The following is a 21148-nucleotide window of genomic DNA, read 5'->3' as shown; positions in this document are numbered from 1 at the left end:
ATTGGGGAGACTAAGGGCGGTAGTCGATGTTCTTAAATGATTGCGTAATCCACTGATAAGGCTCCGCTCGGTTTTCTGCCGTTAGGGCACAAACCAGAAACGGAGCAATGGGTTCAGAGCGGACCATCGAAATACAGTGAGAATGGCGGATCACCCAGATTGTGACAGTCATCAAAACCGGTGAAGTTGCTTGGCGACCCGATAGGTATTGGCATAGGCCTTGACGGAAGCCTCAATGGGGTCGGCGTAGCCGCCGCCGATCGCCATTGAGACCGGGATGCCGCGGCCTTTGCATGCATGCAGCAGCGCCCGATCGCGCTGGATGAGCCCATTATGGGTTAGCGCCAGCCGCCCTAGACGGTCAGCGGCAAGCGGATCAACGCCGGCCTGGTATAGGACGAGATCCGGGCGAAATTCGAACACAGCCGGCAAGTGGTCGTTTAAGGCGCGCAGGTAATTCGCGTCGCCGGTGCCATCCGGCAGCGCAACATCGAGATCTGACGGAAACTTGCGGAACGGGAAGTTCTTTTCGCCGTGCATCGAAAAGACGAAAACCGATGGATTGTCAGCAAAGATTGCCGCGCTGCCATCGCCCTGATGGACATCGAGATCGATGATTGCGACCCTTTCGGCCTTGCCAGTCGCAAGCAGGTGGAGCGCCGCGGCGGCCTGATCGTTGTAGATGCAATAGCCAGAGCCAAACGTGGGATGAGCATGGTGCGTACCGCCAGCGAGCTGCCCTGAGAGACCGTACTCATGAGCTGTTTCAGCAGCCGCTATTGCGCCACCCGCCGTGGCGCGAACCCGTATCACGAGTTCTGGGCTCCACGGAAAGCCAATCCGTTTCATGGCCTTTTCTTCCAGTTCTCCGCTTTCAAACTGCGCGACAAAACCGGCGGCGTGCGCGCGCAGTATGGCTTCATCACTGGCTGGCACAGACTCCACCAGCTGCGACGTCTGAAGAATATTGTCTTCGAGCAGCAGCTTGCGGAGCATTTGGTACTTACCCTTCGGAAAGCGGTGTTCGGAAGGCAGTGTAAGGGAATATCTGTGAGGCGCGTAAAATCTCATGACTTGGGTGAAGAGGAACTCAGGTAACGCGCCAGAACATAGCCGACCTCTTAACAGATCGGCAACGTCAGCCGCAGATTGCTCACGGCGTTACTTGCCGTTCTGGTGCTTTCCGAAAACCCGTTCAGCTCTCTTGTCCTCTTCGAACACCAGTTCAGGCACAACGACTTCCCAACTGGCGCGTTTCATCAGGTGATGAAAACGCTCATCGGCATCTTTCTTACGCCAATTTATGATGGCTGCGATCTCGCCGGTGACAAGCTTCGTGCAACTCGGGGGCGTAAATGCTTTTGCCATCCGCCCGAGGACCCGCCCTTGAATATCCTCGATCTGCAAGCGATCTCCAACACTGGCGAGCTTGATTGGCGCGCCGACCTGCGCTTCAGCGATCGCGTCATGAACAATGTGCCGATCGCTTTGGCGCCCTGCAAATGACAGGTCGACCATCTTCATTTCTGGCGATTGAACGAACCGGCGCGGGCCAGGGACTGTCGCCAAGTCGGGCACCACGTGCCGCTTGACGACGGAAGGTGACTCGGTGGGAAGGTATTCGTGATTGTCGTTACTCATGACGATCAAATTGCGCCGCGCACGTGTCATGGCGACATAGAACAAACGCCTCGGCGCGTCCTGAACTTCGTTTCGCGAGGGCCGTTCCCAACCACCATCCAGGATCACGACATCGTCAAATTCGAGGCCTTTCGCGCGATGCGCCGTCAACGGTGCTGTTAGACGAATTCGAACCATTCTCAGTTTGCTGCCGAAACCGTGAACCTATCCGGAACAAAGTTGACGCCACTCAGCAAGAGCGGCGGTGCGTGTCAGCTTGAAAGTTTCTCTGCTGCTCAGCGATCTTTTCTGGTTGAAGTGGTTGTAGACGGAGGAATGGACGGAGGCGAATTTCTGCAAACTTCGCATACGCCTGAAACGCAGCATGGCTCGTTCTCTTCGTCGAAACGGCAAGTGCGAATTCTCAACGCGGTTATTGAGCCACCTGCCTGTCTGCTGTTTTTCGGTAGCAACAAGCTCTCTCATAGCGACCCGATACGACGCGAAGCGATCCGTGACGACGTATTCCGCTTTACCGTGTCGCTTCATCAATTTCCTGAGGAATTTCAGTGCTGCAGCCTTGTTTCGACGCTGCGTTAAGACGGCCTCAGGCACCTCGCCATCGTGATAGGCTGCACGCCAGAGATAGTGGCGTCTGCCATTCACCTTCACGAAACCTCGTCCACGTGCTGCTTCCATTTGGAGAATGCGCGCAGTTGCTGAACACGCTTCCGTCTGATCTCAGCAGCAAACATCGGGCCAAACCTGTTCCACCAATATCGGACGGTTTCGTGGCTCACGTCGATGCCTCGCTCGTGCAACAAATCTTCGACATTTCGAAGCGAGAGCGGGAAGCGGATGTATAACATCACCGCAAGGCGGATTATCTCGGGGCTGGTTTTAGAGTATTTGAAAGAGGCAGGTCTGCTCATGGACAAATACTACGCAACCGCCCTGCCCGCCTTAAGCAATGTTACTCTTACAAAACCTCAAGCGGCGTTGGAACCACGGTGAGTCTGAAACCGACAAAGTTCTGTGGTACCGCGGAGAACAAGGCTAAAATGAATGGGCGTTTGACTACATTTAACCTTATTTTGTCGGCCGCCCGACTCCATCAGCAGGGTAGAAGGTTTTGGCAAGAACGACCTGCCGACCGTTTACCCGCAAGGCATCAGATTCCAAGGTTAATCTCATCAGGTACGTTCTGATAGCAAACGGGTCGCAAGAAACGACGGATCGAGAGTGTCCCCACACTGGTTGCCCCGAAATTGGTCGACGCCGGATAGGGACCGCCATGCACCATACTGTCGGCGACTTCGACTCCAGTCGGAAACCCATTGAACAAAACACGTCCGGCTTTGCGTTCCAATATCGGCACTAATTGAGCCGCATACTCGGTGTCTTGGGAGTCCATATGCAAAGTCGCGGTCAACTGGCCTTCAAGCGCACATGCGATAGGGGCGAAAGCATTGATACTTTTGGCAACGACCACAACTCCTAAGGGTCCGAAGACCTCATGCGACAAGACCGGGTTGGCTTCAAAAGCGTCGGCCGAAACCCTGTAAAGAAAGGCACCTGCGTCGCGGTTCGTTGTTGTTCCAGAAATCACCGTCGTAACTTCGGGCGCAGAAGCGATACGATCACGACCCTCGCAAAACGCTTGGGCAATGCCATCTGTCAGCATGGTTTGCGGGGCCGTATCCTGCAGCGCTGCGGCAGCCTTGGCAATGAATACCTCGGCGTACGATCCTTCAGGCACAATGGCAATTCCGGGATTGGTACAAAACTGACCCGCCCCCATGGTCAAGGACGCGGCCCAACCTTTTGCGATTTCGGGACCGCGTGACTTAAGCGCTTCGGGCAACAGGAACATAGGGTTGACCGATCCCAGCTCACCAAAAAACGGAATAGGCTCTTCACGCGCTGCGCATAGGTCGAACAAGGCACGGCCACCGCGCAAAGACCCTGTGAAACCGACCGCTTTGATGAACGGGTTCTGGACCAACGCTCCACCGACCGCGACGCCGCCGTCCTGCACAAAGCTGAACACCCCCGGATGCAAATCGAGAGACTGTCGGGCTGCGTCGATGGCTTCGGCCACGATCTCGCCCGTGCCCGGATGCGCAGGGTGGCCTTTGACTACTACAGGACACCCTGCCGCCAGAGCAGCTGCGCTATCACCGCCAGCGGTTGAAAAGGCCAAGGGAAAGTTCGATGCACCAAAAACGGCCACCGGACCGATCGGGCGTTGCAGCATTTTCAGATCCGGGCGTGGCAAGGGCTGGCGATCCGGCAAGGCAGCGTCGTGACGATAATCCAGATACGCACCATCGCGGATGTGGTCGGCGAACAGGCGCAATTGTCCCGTGGTTCGGCCGCGCTCACCTTCAAGCCGAGCGGCAGGTAGACCGGTTTCAGAGCAGCCGATTTCGGTGATCACTGACCCGCGCTTTTCGATCTCATCGGCAATGCGGTCCAGAAACACCGCGCGTTCTTCGCGCGTTGAATAACCAAAGGACCAAAAGGCCGCCTCGGCAGCCGCACAGGCCTGCTCGACCAGTACCGCGGTGCCTGCCGAATAGGTTTTTGCATCGCCGGTCGCTGGGCTGGATTGAAAGCTGCCTTCGCCTGCCAACCATTCTCCGGCAATTAAGCTGTGTCCGTTCATGAAAAAGTCCTCAGATCAGTTTGCGGGCGGCAAGGTTTTTCATCAGTGCGCTGGTGCCAAAGACCCAGGGCGGGCATTCGGTGGAGAGCCGCACAGTGTTAGCCAACCGCCCGAGTGCGGGGTTCGATATTTCGACCAGATCGCCCATTTTATGGGTAAACCCGCCGCCGGGTGTATCCCGGTCCTGCGTGGGCGAAAACAGAGTCCCCAGCATCAGGAAAAACCCATCCGGATATTGGTGATGCGCGCCACGCGCCTGTCCGACAAGGTCTTCCGGATCACGACTGATTTCCGCCATAGAACTGGAACCGTGCAGGTCGAAACCTTCTTCACCAGTAACCCGCAGCGTCAGTTCGGTTTGCCGGACATCATCAAGATCAAAGCCGTCATCGAAAAGCCTCAGCATCGGTCCAAGAGCGCATGAGGCGTTGTTGTCTTTGGCTTTGCCTAACAACAGTGCAGAGCGCCCCTCGACGTCGCGCAGGTTCACGTCATTGCCAAGGGTAGCACCCTTGATACTTCCCGCGCTGTCCACGGCAAGAACAACCTCGGGTTCCGGATTGTTCCATGTCGAGACCGGATGCAACCCGATGCTTGCGCCGTAGCCCACTGCCGACAGGGCCTGCGATTTTGTGAAGACCTCCGCGTCTGGTCCGATGCCGACCTCGAGGTACTGCGACCAGACACCTTCAGCGATCAGGGCGTCCTTCAGGGCCATCGCTTTGTCTGACCCAGGTTCCACGGCGCGCAAGCTGTCGCCCAAAATCTCCGTGCAGCGGGCGCGGATGGCCTCGGCTTTGGCCGGGTCGCCCTTGGCTTTCTCTTCGATCACGCGTTCCAGCATCGACGACACGAAGGTCACACCGCAGGCTTTGATCGGTTGCAGGTCAGAGGGCGCCAAAAAATAAGGCTTGGATGAGTCCGGTGCCTCGGTTGAATTGGCGGCGACCTCCTCAATACTGCCAATGTTTTTGCCATCTAAGGTTTGCGCGACCGCAGCCGGGTCGTCCAATTCCAACAACTCCTGCATAGTCGGTAGGTCTGAAGAGGTGAAGTCGATCAAGTGGTCGTCCCGCCGCACTACCAGCGCTGGACCTTGCACTTGAGGCAGCCATATACGGCCCACGAATGTTCCGGTGTCGGGTAAGTTCAGTGTCATTTGGTGTTTCCCAGAGAATAGAGTTTGGACATAAGGGTGTCAGCCTGATCGCAAATGGCCCAGGTCAACGACATGTGGTCCGCCCCGTCAATCACGTGCCAATAGGCGTTTTCGGCTTGCGACATCAGCGCACCGCCCCGCAGGTACTCGGGCGTTTCTGCGCTGCCGTTGATGTAGAGAACGGATGGGCGGGTTCCGTTTGGTGACAAGGAAAAAGCCGTCACTTCATCCAGAGTCAGACCCAATTCCGATTGCAGAAAGGACAGACGTAATGGAGTCAGATCATACAAACCACTGATCGACAGAACCCCGAGTGTCCGATCCGCCAACATGACATCGCTCAGGGCGGACAGGGCAAGATGCGCCCCGGCGGAATGGCCGACCAAAACGAACCGCGATGCGGGAAAGGCCTCCGCCAGTGTTCGCAGGGCCGACTTGACGTCCGCCACCACGCCTGCCAGCCGAACCTCGGGCATCAGCCGGTATTCTATGTTGGCAACGACCGTACCGATCGGCAGAAACCCCGGCATCATGAAGCGATGGGTTTCCGCCTGCAGCGCTCGCCAATAGCCGCCGTGGATGATCACCGGCAACACTGTTTGAGGGCCAGTGCCTTCGACCCACTCCACCCATTGCCGCGGATGATCGCCATAGTTCGCGCGTGAAAACCGCAACTGTTCGGCGACGGCGTCACTTTCCTGCTTCATACGATCCAGCGCATCGGCAAAGTCAGGAATTATCTCGGAGAACTTGAACTGACGGTCCCAGTAAGCCTGCATGATCAGCTCTCTTGTTCTTTGATCTGCCCGTATGCCTGCTCCAAAGCACGAATATGCATATCGCTGGCACCGCGTGTCGCACTCGGAATCATTCCGATCAGCGCAATGCTGCTGGTCGAGCTTTCAACGGGGATCACAGCAACACTTGTGCGGCGGGCGACCGAACCTTCAAACCAGCGTAAACCCAACTTTGAAACATCGCCGATCACAAGGTCTGGGATGGCTTCGAAGCTATAAGACGCCTGCACCGGAATACCGCGCGTCTCACGCCCAACCGTGTGTGGCCCCATGCGCAACTCCATATCCTGTGCGACAGCAACAAAGGATGTGAGTTGGGTGTTCTGGCGCAATTGCAAAAGAACAGGTTGCACCAGCGGAGCCATCCTGCCAATGCCAAATCCCTGTAGACCAACCCGAATGGCGGACATGCCGGGCAGGTAATTGCCCAGTGCGTCTCGGCGCAGCATCCCCTCGGCCTCAAGCGTGGCGGTATGACGATAGCCGCTGCTGGCGGGTACCCCCGCTGCTCGGATCAACCCAGCCGGAGAGGCATAAGCATCTCGCCCCGGAGCTATCATGAGGGCTTCAAAAACGTCGACTGCGCGGGCATAGGCAGAATGGGTCATCCCGTGGCACTCCCTTCGATGGATCGTTTGTCTCGACGCAAGGCGGGGCCTTGCGAGAGGATTGCATCATCCGGCAAATCCCAGGCAACATGCAGTTCGGCCCAGCTGTCAGCCTTGACCGAGGCGGTTTCCAATCCGCGTGGCAACACGATCTGCACGGGCTCTTCGACGCGCTGTGGCACTGTGTTGCCGTCAAGAATATCCAGTGCTAGCCCCAGCGCTCGGGCGCCCATGCTGGCTGGGTAGTCCAACGCGGCCATAGGAACTTTGTGGAGCAAGCACAATTTGTACATCTCGTTCAGGTCACCGCCGGTATGTGCTGGTATGTCCAAACCGGCATCCAGAAACCGTCGGACCGAGCCAACCCCTTGCAGACCACTGTCACACCAGATCCCGTCCGGGGGCCGGCGTGCCTCGGCCAGCACTTTGTCGATTGCGCTATAGCCGCCTGCTTCGGTCCAGTCGGTGTAGCTGACATTTTCAACCCTGATGCCTGGGAATTCAGATAACACCGCCAGCGCGGCCTGTTGTCGCCTCAGGGCAGGGCTGGCCCCATCAAGCCCACTGAGCATCCAGACCCGACCCTGTCCCGTCAGTGTCTCTGCCATCCACTGGGCGCTGATGCGTCCAATCCGGCTGTCTGATGCCGTGACAAATGAGACAAGCGAAGACCGGTCATTCGGCCGCCGGTCTATGGCTACAATCGGCAGGCCCTCAGCAGCCAGCTCTGATAGACGGTCGCTGAGTTTTGTATCATTGACCGACGTTATCGAGATAAGCAGCAGATCTATGCCCTGCGCAATGATTTCATCTATCTGGGCAAGCTGCAAAGCCGGGTCATCCTTGGCATCCAACACAATCAGAGCTTCGATCTGGGAATGCGCAATCCGTTCCGCGTAAAACAGGCTTTGCAGCATGGCGCGACGCCACGCATTGCTTGTCGATGCGTTGGAAAAACCGATGCGGTACGGGGCTGTACGTTGATATCGACTGGCGTCGACAGTCCGCACCAGCGCTGGGTCCCACTCCAGATCAGGAACGTTGCTCTGTGTTTCTGATCCTTGAACGCCCAGCCGCGCAGACAGCTTCCTGTCTTCCATAGGTTCAGGGGCCTCAAGTGCGGTAAAGATCATCTGCCGGGCTTTTGGTCCCAGGCGCAGAAACCCATGGTCGAAACGTTCGAGCCAACCCGCTGCCGCCATCGCGCGTAGCAGACCAAAACCGGTAGAGCGGGCAACGCCCAGATCTTCTAGGATGTCATGCGTGCGGCGCGGCGTATTACAGGCGTCGAACCCTTTTAGGATCGATGCAATGCGCTGCACGTTTGATTTGTGATCCTGGGACATGGGCTCCTTCCCGTTCAGCTCTGCGACCGTTTCATATAAACGGCCGCGGCGAGAATAATCAGCGTGCCCTTGATCACCAACTGCAACTCGATGGACAGACCAAGTATCACAACGATGTTGAACAGAGACACAAGGATCAGCGCCGCCATCAAGACGCCCGGTACCGAGCCTTTGCCACCCGAAAGCGCAGCGCCTCCAATCACAGCTGCGGCGATACTGTCCAGCTCGTACCCACGCCCGGTCCAGTTGTCGACAATGCCGACATAGCCTACCAGAAACAGCCCTGCGATGGCGGCCAAAACGCCCGAGATGACAAAAGCCATGACAACCAGAAACCGCGTCGGCGAGCCGGTCATATAGGCGGCTTCTGGGCTGTCTCCGTAGAGTTTCAGGCGGCGGCCAAAGACGGTGCGTTCCAACAGCCAGTGCATTCCGAAGCCCACGATAGCCAAGGCGATCAACGCCACGGGTATACCAAGGATGTCACCTGTGGCGAGCCAGCGGAATGTCTCCGGCAATGTGCCTCCTGGTGCACCCTTGGTGTATGCAAAGCGAATGCCCTGCAACACGATCATCGTTGCGAGCGTGGCGAGAAAAGGAGTCACCTTACGATAGGCCACAAGGTAGCCGTTGATCGCACCTATGAACGCGCCCAAAAGCAGGCCTATGATGAAGATCAAAGGGGTCGAGTCGATAAGTGAGGTCGATAGCACGGCAACCGTTGCCATGATCGATGCGACCGACAGGTCGAGTCCCCTGACGATGATGACGATCATCTGACCGATCACCACAAAGCCCAGTGGAGCGGCTTGAATCAGGATGTCCTTCAGGTTCGCGGGTGTCAGGAAGCGGGGCGACAGCGCTGTTGTCACGGCCCAGATCACCGCAAGGAAACCCAGCAGAATCAGCAACTCTCGCCTTTGGGTCGCGCGAACAGTTGCACGGTTTGGTTTAACTTTATCAGGGTTGGTGGCGGTCGCGGTCATGACTTGCTCTTTCCTGCAAAGAATGAAACGGCGGCGATGATGATCAGACCTTCGGCAATCCACTGGTAGTAGCTGGAGATGTTCATGAAGTTCAGAACATTAGCCAAGAACGCCAGCAGGATCACCGCCAGCGCCGTTCCCAGAACGCCGCCTTTGCCTCCAGCCAACAACGTCCCGCCGACAATCACCGGTGTGATCGAGCGCAGATCGAACCCGACGCCCGCGCGCGGGTCACCGACGCCAAAACGCCCGGTCATATACATCGCGGCCACGGCGCAGAGCAGCCCAGACAGAGCGTAGATCGCAACTTTGGTCTGTTTAACCGGCAGGCCAGAGACGGCTGCAGCGGCTTCATTGTCGCCGATGGCGTAGATGCGGGTACCAAACGTCGTGCGCCACAGCATGAAACCGATCAGCAGATACAGCGCGATGACAAACAGCATGCCGTAGGGCATCACGCCCAAGCGGCCGTAGGTAAAGTCCTCGAAGAACAAAGGGACCGAGCCCGACGGCTGCCGGGTGATCAACAGCGCAACACCTGCAAGAATTGTCGAGGTACCGAGCGTAGTAATCAGGGGGTGCACACCGACATAAGCCGTGATGCCTCCGTTGATCATCCCGATGAGAATGCCCAGTGCAACCACTGTAGCAGCAGCCAACAACAAGGTCCCTGTTGTGTCGCCGGCTATGGCTGCGAACACCACGCAGAGGAAACTCAGCGCCCCGGCATAGCTGAGGTCGATGCCGCCAGATAGTATCACAATGGTTTGTGCAAGGGCGACAATCGCAAGGGCCACCATTTGGTCCTGAACGTTGGCCATGTTGAGCGAGGTTGCGAAGCGGTCCGAGGCCGAGATGCCAATCACAAAGACGATGGCAATCAGGGCAACAACGACTAGATGAACGGGTTGCGCGCGCGTGGCGCGTGCGATCGTGCTCATGCCGCTACTCCATGATGGGTTGAGGTTTCGGCGGCGGCAACGGTGATGATGGCCTCTTCTGAGATCTCATGCCCGACCAGTTCTTTGGCCAGTTCACCGTCGCGCATAACATGCACGCGGTCACAAAGCCCGACGATTTCAATCAACTCAGACGAGATGACCAATAATGCCATGCCCTCATCAGCGAGTTCGCGTAGTGTCTTGTAGATCTCGGATTTCGCGCCGACGTCGACGCCGCGTGTTGGCTCGTCCAGGATCAACAGCTTGGGCCGGTTCTCAAGCAGCCTAGCGATCAGAACCTTTTGCTGGTTGCCGCCCGACAAGGCCGAGATCGGAAGGCCCACGTGATCAACCACCACACCACGCCGCTCTTTCAATACAGCAGCGCGGCGCTCTTCATACCCCGGAGGAATGGAGTTGTGATGCACGCCGAATCCCGGTGTCGTCGCGGCAAAGTTGCGCGCAACCGAAGAGTTCAGGAACAACCCGTCATCCTTGCGGGATTCCGTTAGCATAAGGATACCTGCCTCGATGCAACCTGCTGGATCACGATGGGGCATCGGCTCTCCCATCAGAGTGACATTTCCGGTTGACTGGGCTGCCCCAAAGAGCGCCAGCGCCAGTTCCGTCCGGCCCGAGCCAACCAGACCCGCCAGCCCAACGATCTCACCCGAGTGAACGTCCAGATTGGCGGGCGGAAGGTGCGGAGCTACCACAAGGTTCTCCACCTCCAGCACCTTCTCACCCGCCGTCGGGTTCGCGGCCTTGTGCGGGAAGAGGTCACCAAGCTCGCGCCCAACCATGGCAGCAATCACACTGTCATGGGTGTAATCCGTAGTCGGCCCTTTCGAGGTCACGACCCCGTCTTTGATCACCGTGATGTCGGTGCAAATCTCGAAAATTTCATCCAGCCGGTGTGAGACATAGACAAGGCCCATACCCCGTTCCCGCAGGTCATTGATAATGCGGAATAGGTGCTTGGTTTCGTTCTGACTTAGCACAGCTGTTGGTTCGTCCAGGATCAACACTTTGGTTTCGACCCGCAGCGCTTTGGCAATCTCGACCATTTGCTTGTCGGCAACCGACAGGGTTTCAACAAGATCGTCTGGGTTTAGAGAAATCCCCAGATCGTCCAGCAGTGCCTGGGCATCGCGTTTCAAAGCTTTTCGGTCGATTAGGCCCATTTTAGTGCGCGGCTCGGCCCCGAGATAGATATTCTCGGCAATCGACAAGGCACCCAAAACCGAAAATTCCTGATGCACAACGGCAATCCCGGCAGCGAGGCTCTGACGCGGATCGGACCAACCCGCTTCCTTGCCTTCGAACTCCACATGTCCACCGGTCGGCGTGTAGAGCCCGGTCAGCAGCTTGATCAGGGTCGATTTCCCGGCTCCGTTCTCACCGCACAGCGCGACGGAATGATGGCCATGGACTTCGAACTCGATCCCCTTGAGCACTTCATTGGGGCCAAATGATTTGCTGAGGCCGCGCGCGGCCAGATATGGCTGTGCCATTGTTCTTTCCTCCCGTGGTGGCGGGGCGATGCGGTGCCGCCCCAGCCTGTGTTGATCCCGTTTACTTGGGATAGACCGCCGAGAAGGTGGCCGGATCGTAGTCGGTCCCAACGCCCGAAGACATGATGACCGAGCCCGGCTTATCCATCAGCGCATAGTCCGCAACGAACACGTCCGCCTGCACCGATGGGGTTTCGTGCCCTTCAGACACCACAACCTGCTGGTTCACCTCGATCCGCTTCGGGATGCCCTTACCGTCGAGCACGTCAAACAGAACTTCAAAGGCCCGCGCGCCCATGGCTGGCGGATAATCGATCCCTATCATCGGGACATCGTTGTTAACTGACAGCTGATACATCGCGTTGAAGTCACCACCGGTATGCGGTGGTATGGTGCCCGCCTCGTAACCGGCCGCCAAGAAAGCTTCGATCGAGCCCGAACCTTGTAGACCCGAGTCTGCCCAGACGCCCGAAATCTCGTCACCATATTTCTGGATCAGCGCGGACATGATCGTCTTGCCGTTGGCGGGCGACCAGCTGGTGTATTGGGTCTCAAGAACCTCAAGCTCCGGGAATTGGTTGAACACTTCCATTGCAGCTTGAATACGTGCCTCGGCGGGGGAGGCTCCGGCGAGCCCGCCCAGCATCACGACCTTGCCTTTGCCTTCCAGTTTTTCAGCCAACCATTGGGCCGAAATCCGACCCAGAGCCTGATCTGACGCGGTGACAAAGCTGATGAAATTCTCGTCCGACGGGACCGAGCGGTCAACCAAAACCACCGGAATGCCCTGACGTTTGGCGCGGCGAATAACCGGATCCATCGCCTCGGCCGTAGCAGGTGAGATCAACAGGATGTCAACGCCTTGCGCAATCAGGTCCTGCACATCAGCAGCCTGTTTACTGGGGTCGTCATTGGCATCAGTGATGATAAAGCGGCTCAGCTTGTCGGCGTTGCGCTCGGCTGCCGCTTCGATGCCGTGGAGCATTGCCACGCGCCATGGATTCGAGATCGAGGCATTTGAGAAACCGATCGTATACGGGCCCTCTTTTTTATACTCGGCGGCGTCATAGATTTCCGACGCGCCCGGGTTCCACAGAAAGGTGCGCGGCACCCCTTGATATCCCTCCGCCATCGCCGATCCGGCAAACAGCCCCAGAGTCACGGCGGCTGCCGCGGTTTTCAAAATACGCATGCGTTTCCTCCCTAACGTATTGATTTTATTCGGCAGCGCGGATCAAACCGCCTGCATTGATGCCGATCCGGGGGTCTTTGAACATCACCCCGTCCTTCATAATCATCGACAGATTGTCCTGATGCTGAACCAGACTGACATCCTGCGTGACATCGCCCTTGACCAGAAGCAGGTCAGCCAAAAAGCCTTCCTTGACCTGACCGATCTGATCTTCCATTTGCATCAACTGCGCGCCCACTGTGGTGGCGCAGCACAGCGCCTCGATGGGCGAGTAGCCGAAATAACGAACGAAATGTTCGAGATCACGGGCGTTCTGCCCCATCGGAGTGATCGCAAAGCCATAGTCCCCGCCGACTGCCACGCGCAGCCCACGTTTGCGAATTTCTTGATAAGTGGCACAAGTGGCATCGAACTTGCGGAACAAGTTCATCTGTTCTGCCACTTCTTTGGTGAGGCCGACAGCATCACCCTCGCGGGTTGCGTTATGTACAAGACCAAAGGCTGGACCCAATATAACGCGATCCTTTGCTTCCTCGAGCATGTCGAGCGCTTCCTCATCGGCGAAATCGCAGTGATAGATGCAATCGACTCCATGGCGCACAGCCATCTTTACGGATTCTGATGACCGAGCGTGGGCCGCAACTGTTTTGCCATATTTCCGGGCCACGGCCATGAAGGCGGCCAGTTCATCATCTTCTAGAGGCGTGATTTCAGCCCGCGCGAACGAGACGAACTCATCGCCGGAAATATTGATTTTCATGTTGTCGACATTGTCGCGCACGCATTCCCGCGCAACTCGGCGCATCTCAATGGGACCGTCTGCAACCAAACCGAAGCTTTCCTGATAGATGTGGCGCTTGCGCTCATCTCCCAAGCCCGCGGTCGTCGTGATCTCGGGGCTTGAGGCTCGCATACGGGGACCGTCCAACATCCCTTCATTGATTGCATCCCGCGCCGTCACACCCAACATCGGCTTGGCCGAGGCTGCCTCAAAGATAGACGTGAACCCATGACTTAGAAGAAGACGCAGATTTTGAGCGGTCAGCAGCATATGCTGTTCGGGACAAAGCTGACCAAGCTCCCATGGCTCGCCAACGCCCGTAAAGCTGGGATGGCAGTGACCTTCGACCATGCCCGGCATCAGAGTGTGGCCCGTGCCGTCAATCACCTCACCTGAAACATCCACCGAAGTGTCTTCGCCTTTGGTAACTGCAGTAATCTTGTTTCCTGTAATCGTGACCGTTCCGGGGTAGCGTGTTTCCGATACGCCATCCCAAATCTGCGCCCCTTTAATAGTGATTTGTGACATGTTTTCCTCCCTGCCCGCTGGAACTCAAACGTTGCGGTCGAGGAAAATCTGCATCAAATCTATATCATTTATTAGAGCCAAAGAGCTGATACAATACCATATATTAGACTATCCCAAAATAAGGGCTAACTATTCCACATCCGAAAACTGGGAAAAGGTGATATTCAAGTTGACGCTCGGAAGGAGCGCCTAAACGCCGCGTTTATCACAACGCGCGGGTCATGTTGCATCGGGCAGAAAACCTTTCACAAAACACAGCCGTTTCAGTACTTTGGGGTATTCAGAAAGGCGAGATTCCGAGCTCCAATGCTCATTTGAAACTCTGCCTCGTCACCGACAGTTTGCAATCTTGATTGAACGATCTGGAGAGTTTGAAATACCACTATCATGAACGCGTCGGGTGACTGCTTTGCGGGTGCGCCGCTACCAGACTTGCGAATGTCGCGCGTGAATAGTTCCCGCCCTGACAGTTGTGTGCTTTCGAACAGTCGGCACTTCGCTTTCAGCTGGTCGAGCACTTTTCCCACGAACGTCTGCTTCGACGCTGTTGCCATTACTATTGGCGATCGCGGCGAATGACCGCTTCCCGCCCCACTTCCAAAAACCAAGGTTTCGTCGGGCAGTTCAAGGCCGCCTTTTGGCCTGGAACTTTGTTTTCTGTTCTACCGCCGTCTGATCCGCTCGCGATTGCGTTCACGACGTTCGACATTGATCTGGTGATCACGACCCAGTGCCCGGTAGAATCCAAGTCCTTTGGACCAGTTCAAGAACTGAGAGAAGCTGTCGACCTGATCGTCGTTGCGTCCGCGCGGAAAGGACTGCATCTCGCGTTTGAACACCGCCAGCCAGGGCGCGTCGGCAGGCAGGTACACCTTGCCCTCTTCGACTGGACCGCACGCGGACTGGAACCGGGTCTCCTTGTCCTTGTCAGGTCTAATGCGCTCATAACGTCGACGGTCATCACGAAACAACTCGTCCAGAAGCGGCTTGCCCGAGGCCGCATCTTCGATCAGAACGCGATCGGGATCCCAACGGCTGACAAGCTGCAGCGCCTTGGCTTTCAGGTCCGGGTAGTCGACCTGCCCGCGCCAGACGTCGAGCAGGAACCACGCGTTTTCGCGGAAGCCCCAGGTTGTGCAGACAGAGAAGTCAGACCGGGGATCCGCAGACATGCCCGTATCCCAGCTCTGAACAACCAGTTGGAACCAGCGCCGGTCCTCGACGGTCTCGTAGGTGCCAAACCATTCCCAGCGCAGAGGCGATCCATCCGGTGCAATCGGGTTCTGCTGATACTGGCAATTGAACACCGCTGCGCCCATTTCGCGACGCTTGGTATCCAGCGTATCCTGATCCAGACGCGACGGGCACAGCAGATCCCCAGGTTTGCGGCGCATGATCTTTCCATGCCCAAGAGGAACCACCTCATGCTCTTCAGCGATGGCAGGCAGGTTCAGATGCCGATAGGTTCCACGTTCAAGCAGGTAGCCCGGCGGATCCATCTCGTGCAACCGCTGTGCAACCATGACAACGCGCCCTTCGGACGGGTTGTCAAAACGCGACAGCAAGGTCCCCTCAATGAATTCCTGTGCTTTGATCAGTTCGGCCTCGGAGCCCGCATCTCCGGCTTTCAACAGGTCATCGATGATGATGTAATCAGCACCATGTCCAGTCACAGAACTGCCGATGGAGACAGCCTTACGGCTGCCTCCTTGTGTTGTGCGGATTTCTTCCGAGGTGTTGCCCTTTTTGGCCAGTCGGGTTTCCGGGAACATGTCCCGATACCAGCGTGCGGACATCACCCGGCGACAATCCTCGGAATGTTTGCGCGCAAGATCCAACCCGTAGCTGGCAACGATTATCTTTGCGCTCGGTGAGTGCCCGAGGAGATAGGCGACATAGGCAATGGCCACGGTGACTGATTTCAGGCACCGGGGCGGGATGTTGATGATCAGCCGCTTGTTCTCACCGAGACGCACATTGTGCAATTCGTGACACATGGCCCGAACATGCCAGGCCGGATCAAAGCTGCGGTCCGTCCCCTGGTGCAGCGTGTCAAATACGCGCCACACAAAAGGAAAGAAATTGTCCCGGCAAACCTCGCGCGCGGCTTGCCGGACCATTTTGGGATCAGGAGCCGTCATCTTCCGCCCCCCCATCCTCAGGACTATTGTCACCGTCCAGTTGGCCGGAAAAGTAGTCTTGGAGGATCTCATAATCGATCTCTTCAGGCCCGTCCAAAACAACGCCTGCCTGCTCACTGCGAGCATCCGCCTCGCCGAACAGATCGGCATCGAGCTTGAGCAGCGCCATCAGCATTTTCACATCCCCTTTCAACGCGCTGGCCGCGACCCGCTTGGCAATTGCCTCGGCCTTGGAAATCCGAACCTCCCGGCTGCCTTCACGGACAGTAATCTTGGTTTCCAGCTCGCGTTTCAGACTGGCATTCACGCCTTTGGCACCTTTCGGTCGTCCTTTCGGATTTCCGGATCGGCCTTTCTTAAACTGGGTTGCTTTGGGCGGTTTGCCGTAGCCGACCACGTAATCCTTCGTATCTTCAGACATGGCCCACCTCCTGCTCTGAGGGGGCATCGGCTGCCCCAGAATGCACATCGAACGTCTGGCCGGTCACCGCGTGCACGGCGCTCTTACCGGTCATCTTCTGCCAACGGCAGATGGCGACATCGACATAGGCCGGATCAAGCTCAATAAGCCGCGACTGGCGCCCGGTTTTCTCTGCCGCCAGCAATGTCGCGCCAGAGCCGCCAAAGGCATCCAGCACAACATCACCGCGGTGGCTCACATCCAGGATAGCATCCGCCACCAAAGCTGTCGGTTTCACCGTGGGATGATCCGCGAGATCCACTTCGCGCCCTGCCCCAAAACTATTCACACCGGCATAATCCCAGACATTGGTCCGGTTGCGCCCGTGTTTGCCCAATTCGACATTGTTGATATGCGGCGCACCCGGCTTCTTAAATATGCAAACCAGCTCGTGCTTGGACCGGTAAAGGCTGCCCATCCCGCCATTGGTCTTGTTCCAGACGCAGAAGTTGATGAGATCAAAGCTGACGGTCTTACCGGCGGCGATCAACTCCTCGATGTGACGCCAGTCCATGCAGATCATCGCGATGCCTCCGTCCGGGAGACAGTCAAACAACCGTTTGATCACCTCTGAGAGAAAGCCACGGAATTCGCCGTCCGACATTTCTCCGGATGCCATGGCAAACTCGCGATGATCGCCGCGGGTGCCACAGCGGACATGCCCATTGACCGGCACGTTGTAAGGCGGATCGGTAAAAACCATCTGCGGGGTCTCGCCATCCAGCAAGGCGTCGTAGCTTTGGGCTTGCAAGGCGTCTCCGCAAAAGATGCGGTGATCTCCGAGAACCCAGAGGTCGCCCGGCTGGGTTATTGCAGGCGTCGCGGGGTCCGGCGTCTTAACTGTTTCCGTTTCAGTCTCTGTGGCGTCGTCCGCGCCGTCGATGATGATGTCGATCTCCGGTGTCTCGAACCCGGTGATATCCAGATCAAAGTCGAGCTCGCCATCAAGGCTGAGATCCATCAGATCAGCAAACTCGATCTGCAGTGCCGCTTCGTTCCAGTCGGACAATTCCGCCAGCTTGTTATCCGCGATCCGCAGAGCGCGCACTTCTGCGTCTGACAAGTGATCCGCGACAACAGTCGGCACGGACGTCAGTCCCAGAACCTTGGCGGCTTCATAGCGGCCATGACCCGCGATAATAGTACCGGCAGCATCCAAAAGGATCGGAGTGACAAAGCCAAACTGTGCGACCGACGCTTTCAGTTTGTCGATGTTCTTGGCCGCGTGCACGCGGTTGTTGTTGGCGTAAGGCTTGATCTGGCTGATCTGGGATTGGATGACTTTGTCCGCCATCCAGATCGGCGTGTTGGACGCCTGCACGTCACTGTGGGTTTTCTTGACAGACATTGCCGCCTCCTTCCATTTGACGCTTTTGAGCGTCGACAAGAAAGAATCGTGTTGGGAAATCGGAGAGAGCACGACTAGCAACTCTCCGGACCAATCGATCCGGTTTGTTGCCCCTTCGAATGCTCTCTGCGGAAACCTGTGTTTCCAATGAGTGCTGCCTGCGGGAGCAGTTTCTCGCCCTGATAGTCCGGGCGATTGGGTTGAATGTAGGTAACATCAATACAGGACGCAACCCCCAAACCAAAAGTAACCAATTAAAATTGTTGACGAATAATCGGGGGCACGGCAGCAACGCCCTGTGAAAAACATCCCTTTTCGGATTGCCCCAGAAAGAGCTGGACAGTTGTTGCAAACCACGCATCACTGAACCCAAGCCCGAGCCATTCGGGCGCTCCTCGGTACCGGGGTTCGGCATTCCGCCAACCCTAGAACAGAGGAGACAATGCATTGTCCAAATCCAAACAGACCAAAATTGACAAAGTGCAACATTTGCTGCGCCGCCCGAGTGGTGCCAGCCTGGAAGCGCTTTGCAAAGCAACAGGGTGGCAGCCTCATTCGGTCCGAGCGGCATTGAGCGGACTACGGAAGAAAGGCGCGACGATTGAACGGCGGACATCTGACAAACCAAATGGACCATCCACGTATCACCTGACGGGTGGAGCAGGAAAAGAGTCATGACCAAGACCAGCGATGTCGCCGATCTGGCCACCATGGGTCGGTCGGATCTGGTCACACTTTGGCGGCAACTGTTTGATCAACCCGCCCCCGCCATGCTCAGCCAACCTTTCCTGCGCCGCTTCATCGCCTTTGAGATGCAGTCCCGCCGTCATGGCGGGCTGTCTCGACAGGTCAAAGCCACGCTGGAAAAGGGCTCTGATAAAAAAACCCGGCCTACCTGCCCCGCCCTTAAGCCTGGCGGGCGCCTGCTACGCGAGTGGAATGGCGTGACCCATGTGGTCGATTTAACAGGGAATGGTTTTACCTGGAACGGTCGGTCCTATCGCTCGCTCTCGGCCATCGCCCGAGAGATTACGGGAGCGCATTGGTCGGGGCCGCGTTTCTTCGGACTCTCTGGCAAGGGGGCCAAATGAACCCGCGTCGCAAAACCCGGTGCGCCATTTACACGCGCAAGTCGTCCGAGGATGGTCTGGACCAGGACTTCAATTCGCTGGACGCGCAATATGAAGCCTGCGCAGCCTATATCGCCAGCCAGCGTCACGAAGGTTGGACCTTGCTGCCGAACCGCTACGATGACGGTGGCCTGTCGGGCGGCACACTCGAGCGCCCCGCCCTGCAGCGCCTGCTTGAAGAGGTCGATGCAGGGCGCATCGACATGATTGTGGTCTACAAGATCGACCGGCTGACCCGGTCGCTTGCCGATTTCTCCAAGCTGGTTGAACGGCTGGAACGGGCAAACTGTTCCTTTGTGTCTGTCACACAAGCGTTCAACACCTCCTCATCCATGGGGCGGTTAACCCTGAATGTGTTGTTGTCATTCGCCCAGTTTGAACGGGAAGTCACCGCGGAACGTATTCGCGACAAGATTGCTGCGTCGAAGAAAAAGGGCCTCTGGATGGGTGGCAATCTGCCCCTGGGTTATGATCGGCATCCCGATCCGAAGGCAAGAACGCTGGTGCTGAACGAAGAGGAAGCCAGAACGGTTAGGCATCTCTTTGATCTTTATGACGAGCTGGGGTGCCTGCGCAAAGTAGAAGACCGGGCAACCGCTCATGGGCTGCGGTCAAAACGGGTTGTTCGGGCGAATGGCAGCGTGAAGGGGGATTGTCCGCTGTCGCGCGGCCAGATCTATTACCTGCTGCGCAATCCGGTATACCTCGGAAAGATCCGGCACAAGGATAAGGTCTGGGACGGACAACACCCGGCGATCATCGACCAAGGTATCTGGGACCGGGTGCAAGAAAAAATGCGCCAAGCGTCGCAGCGATCCCGTGCAGACCCCACACCAGATGCGAGCCAACACTCCAATGACCCCGGCGCCTGGCTCACCGGTCTGCTGCAGGACGAAACAGGTGATCGGTTGACGCCGACCCACACCACACGCAAAGGCCGACGGTTGCGCTACTACATCTCCAATCGTCTGATCTCGGGTGGCAAGGATATCTCCGGCTGGCGGTTGCCCGGCCCGGCGCTGGAAAACGCGGTCATTGATGTCATCGTCAGACATCTGCAAGACGCCGGCGCGACGCACCAGATACTGACGCAGCCGGAGGCCGCGTCCACCGACGCAGTGCAGGCCGCAGTTGCGGATTTGGTAACCCGGCTTCAACGCCAAGGCGGTAAAGTCGGCGCTGCTCTTTTGGCCAAAGGCAAAATTGCACGCGGGCAGATCGACCTCGAATTGGATCGTAAATCCCTGTCAGGCGCATTCGGCACCACGGCCGATCATCTGCACCCGGACCTAACCCACATCACCGCATCCTTCGATCTACGCCGACGCGGCGTCGAGGCCAAGGTCATCGCCGGAGACATGGCACCCCAACCCGATCCTCACCTCCGGTCCATGCTGATCCGTGCCCATGGCTGGGCCCGTGATCTGAAAACCGGAGTTCAACTGATGGAAATTGCGCGACGGGAAAACCTCCCCGGCGCCTTCATTCGTACCCGTGCTCAGCTCGCCTTTCTGTCACCAAAAATTCAGGCCGCGATTCTCGACGGCACGCAGCCGCCGGAACTCACGCTCAAGCGTCTGGTCAGCGCGACCCACCCACTTGATTGGTCCGAACAGGAACGCTTGTTCGGCTTTTGACACCGCGAATTCCGTACTCCCTGATACTGCATTCGCCTTCCCTGAACCGTCAGGAAAATTCCCTGTTCCCGCGAGAAAATTCCCTGTTCCACCTTTCAGGGAAAACCCGGCAGAAACCATTGTAAAACAAACAGTTCCGACAGGATACATGACGGGACTCAGACCTGTTTCACGGAAATTCCCTGTAAAATGCAAGTTATCAGGGAAATCCAACCCAAAGCGACCCCGCCAAAGTGCGGCAGTGAGACTGCGGCCGAAATTGCGCTCTGAGTGTACGATCTGCTCCGTCTCT

The 21148-nt window shown here is 57.2% G+C and carries 18 protein-coding genes and 1 pseudogene; 3 read left to right on the top strand and 16 right to left on the bottom strand.

The features are described from left to right. Positions 1 to 171 precede the first annotated feature (171 nt). The 16 genes and pseudogenes from ACR3EN_RS11270 to ACR3EN_RS11195 form a co-directional block, all read right to left on the bottom strand. Positions 172 to 1071 (bottom strand): histone deacetylase family protein, encoded by a 900-nt coding sequence (locus ACR3EN_RS11270; protein ID WP_480870535.1) that lies wholly within the window; start codon positions 1069 to 1071, stop codon positions 172 to 174. 90 nt (positions 1072 to 1161) lie between these two features. Continuing rightward, on the bottom strand, positions 1162 to 1818 hold the full coding sequence (locus ACR3EN_RS11265; RefSeq protein WP_480870538.1) for a 3'-5' exonuclease: 657 nt from the start codon (positions 1816 to 1818) through the stop codon (positions 1162 to 1164). Between the two features lie 27 nt (positions 1819 to 1845). Beyond that, positions 1846 to 2552: pseudogene (locus ACR3EN_RS11260) on the bottom strand (IS6 family transposase). Between the two features lie 239 nt (positions 2553 to 2791). Continuing rightward, a complete protein-coding gene (locus ACR3EN_RS11255; protein ID WP_480870541.1) occupies positions 2792 to 4288 on the bottom strand; it encodes an aldehyde dehydrogenase (NADP(+)) in 1497 nt (498 codons plus the stop codon). A gap of 10 nt (positions 4289 to 4298) precedes the next feature. Continuing rightward, positions 4299 to 5447, bottom strand: coding sequence for a fumarylacetoacetate hydrolase family protein (locus ACR3EN_RS11250; protein ID WP_480870542.1), 1149 nt, complete (start codon positions 5445 to 5447; stop codon positions 4299 to 4301). Further along, complete coding sequence (locus ACR3EN_RS11245) at positions 5444 to 6226, bottom strand: alpha/beta hydrolase (protein WP_480870545.1); 783 nt, start codon at positions 6224 to 6226, stop codon at positions 5444 to 5446. The genes ACR3EN_RS11250 and ACR3EN_RS11245 overlap by 4 nt, the downstream gene beginning before the upstream one ends. A 2-nt stretch (positions 6227 to 6228) precedes the next feature. After that, entirely contained in the window at positions 6229 to 6852 is a 624-nt protein-coding gene (locus ACR3EN_RS11240) for a helix-turn-helix domain-containing protein (protein WP_480870548.1), read from the bottom strand. Further along, positions 6849 to 8198, bottom strand: a complete 1350-nt coding sequence (locus tag ACR3EN_RS11235; protein WP_480870551.1) for a substrate-binding domain-containing protein — start codon at positions 8196 to 8198, stop codon at positions 6849 to 6851. Before ACR3EN_RS11235 ends, ACR3EN_RS11240 begins: the two co-directional genes overlap by 4 nt. A gap of 14 nt (positions 8199 to 8212) precedes the next feature. Next, on the bottom strand, positions 8213 to 9184 hold the full coding sequence (locus tag ACR3EN_RS11230; RefSeq protein ID WP_480870553.1) for an ABC transporter permease: 972 nt from the start codon (positions 9182 to 9184) through the stop codon (positions 8213 to 8215). Further along, positions 9181 to 10125 carry an ABC transporter permease gene (locus ACR3EN_RS11225; protein ID WP_480870555.1) on the bottom strand — a complete coding sequence of 315 codons (945 nt, stop codon included), beginning with the start codon at positions 10123 to 10125 and terminating at the stop codon, positions 9181 to 9183. The genes ACR3EN_RS11230 and ACR3EN_RS11225 overlap by 4 nt, the downstream gene beginning before the upstream one ends. Beyond that, positions 10122 to 11639: a sugar ABC transporter ATP-binding protein gene (locus tag ACR3EN_RS11220; RefSeq protein WP_480870557.1), complete on the bottom strand. Its 1518-nt coding sequence runs from the start codon at positions 11637 to 11639 to the stop codon at positions 10122 to 10124. Before ACR3EN_RS11220 ends, ACR3EN_RS11225 begins: the two co-directional genes overlap by 4 nt. A gap of 61 nt (positions 11640 to 11700) precedes the next feature. Beyond that, a complete protein-coding gene (locus ACR3EN_RS11215; RefSeq protein WP_480870560.1) occupies positions 11701 to 12831 on the bottom strand; it encodes a substrate-binding domain-containing protein in 1131 nt (376 codons plus the stop codon). Positions 12832 to 12856: 25 nt separating this feature from the next. After that, positions 12857 to 14140: a metal-dependent hydrolase family protein gene (locus tag ACR3EN_RS11210; protein WP_480870563.1), complete on the bottom strand. Its 1284-nt coding sequence runs from the start codon at positions 14138 to 14140 to the stop codon at positions 12857 to 12859. Positions 14141 to 14802: 662 nt separating this feature from the next. Next, the gene (gene terL / locus ACR3EN_RS11205; protein ID WP_480822481.1) at positions 14803 to 16281 is read right to left on the bottom strand and encodes a phage terminase large subunit; all 1479 of its coding nucleotides are present in this window, start codon (positions 16279 to 16281) and stop codon (positions 14803 to 14805) included. Next, positions 16268 to 16702: a DUF5681 domain-containing protein gene (locus tag ACR3EN_RS11200; RefSeq protein ID WP_480822483.1), complete on the bottom strand. Its 435-nt coding sequence runs from the start codon at positions 16700 to 16702 to the stop codon at positions 16268 to 16270. The genes terL and ACR3EN_RS11200 overlap by 14 nt, the downstream gene beginning before the upstream one ends. Beyond that, positions 16695 to 18089, bottom strand: a complete 1395-nt coding sequence (locus ACR3EN_RS11195; RefSeq protein ID WP_480822485.1) for a site-specific DNA-methyltransferase — start codon at positions 18087 to 18089, stop codon at positions 16695 to 16697. Before ACR3EN_RS11195 ends, ACR3EN_RS11200 begins: the two co-directional genes overlap by 8 nt. Positions 18090 to 18536: 447 nt before the next feature. Here ACR3EN_RS11195 and ACR3EN_RS11190 point away from each other — a divergent pair, with 447 nt between their 5' ends. The 3 genes from ACR3EN_RS11190 to ACR3EN_RS11180 are packed head-to-tail and all read left to right on the top strand — an operon-like array spanning position 18537 to position 20856. Continuing rightward, on the top strand, positions 18537 to 18767 hold the full coding sequence (locus tag ACR3EN_RS11190; protein ID WP_480822487.1) for a DUF3489 domain-containing protein: 231 nt from the start codon (positions 18537 to 18539) through the stop codon (positions 18765 to 18767). Continuing rightward, entirely contained in the window at positions 18764 to 19180 is a 417-nt protein-coding gene (locus ACR3EN_RS11185) for a DUF2924 domain-containing protein (RefSeq protein ID WP_480822489.1), read from the top strand. Before ACR3EN_RS11190 ends, ACR3EN_RS11185 begins: the two co-directional genes overlap by 4 nt. After that, the gene (locus ACR3EN_RS11180; RefSeq protein WP_480822491.1) at positions 19177 to 20856 is read left to right on the top strand and encodes a recombinase family protein; all 1680 of its coding nucleotides are present in this window, start codon (positions 19177 to 19179) and stop codon (positions 20854 to 20856) included. Before ACR3EN_RS11185 ends, ACR3EN_RS11180 begins: the two co-directional genes overlap by 4 nt. Positions 20857 to 21148: the final 292 nt, after the last annotated feature.

The organism is Ruegeria sp. G7 (genome assembly GCF_056535465.1).
Note: the sequence above shows the minus strand (reverse complement) of the source record. Positions and strands in the feature narration are given on the sequence as shown.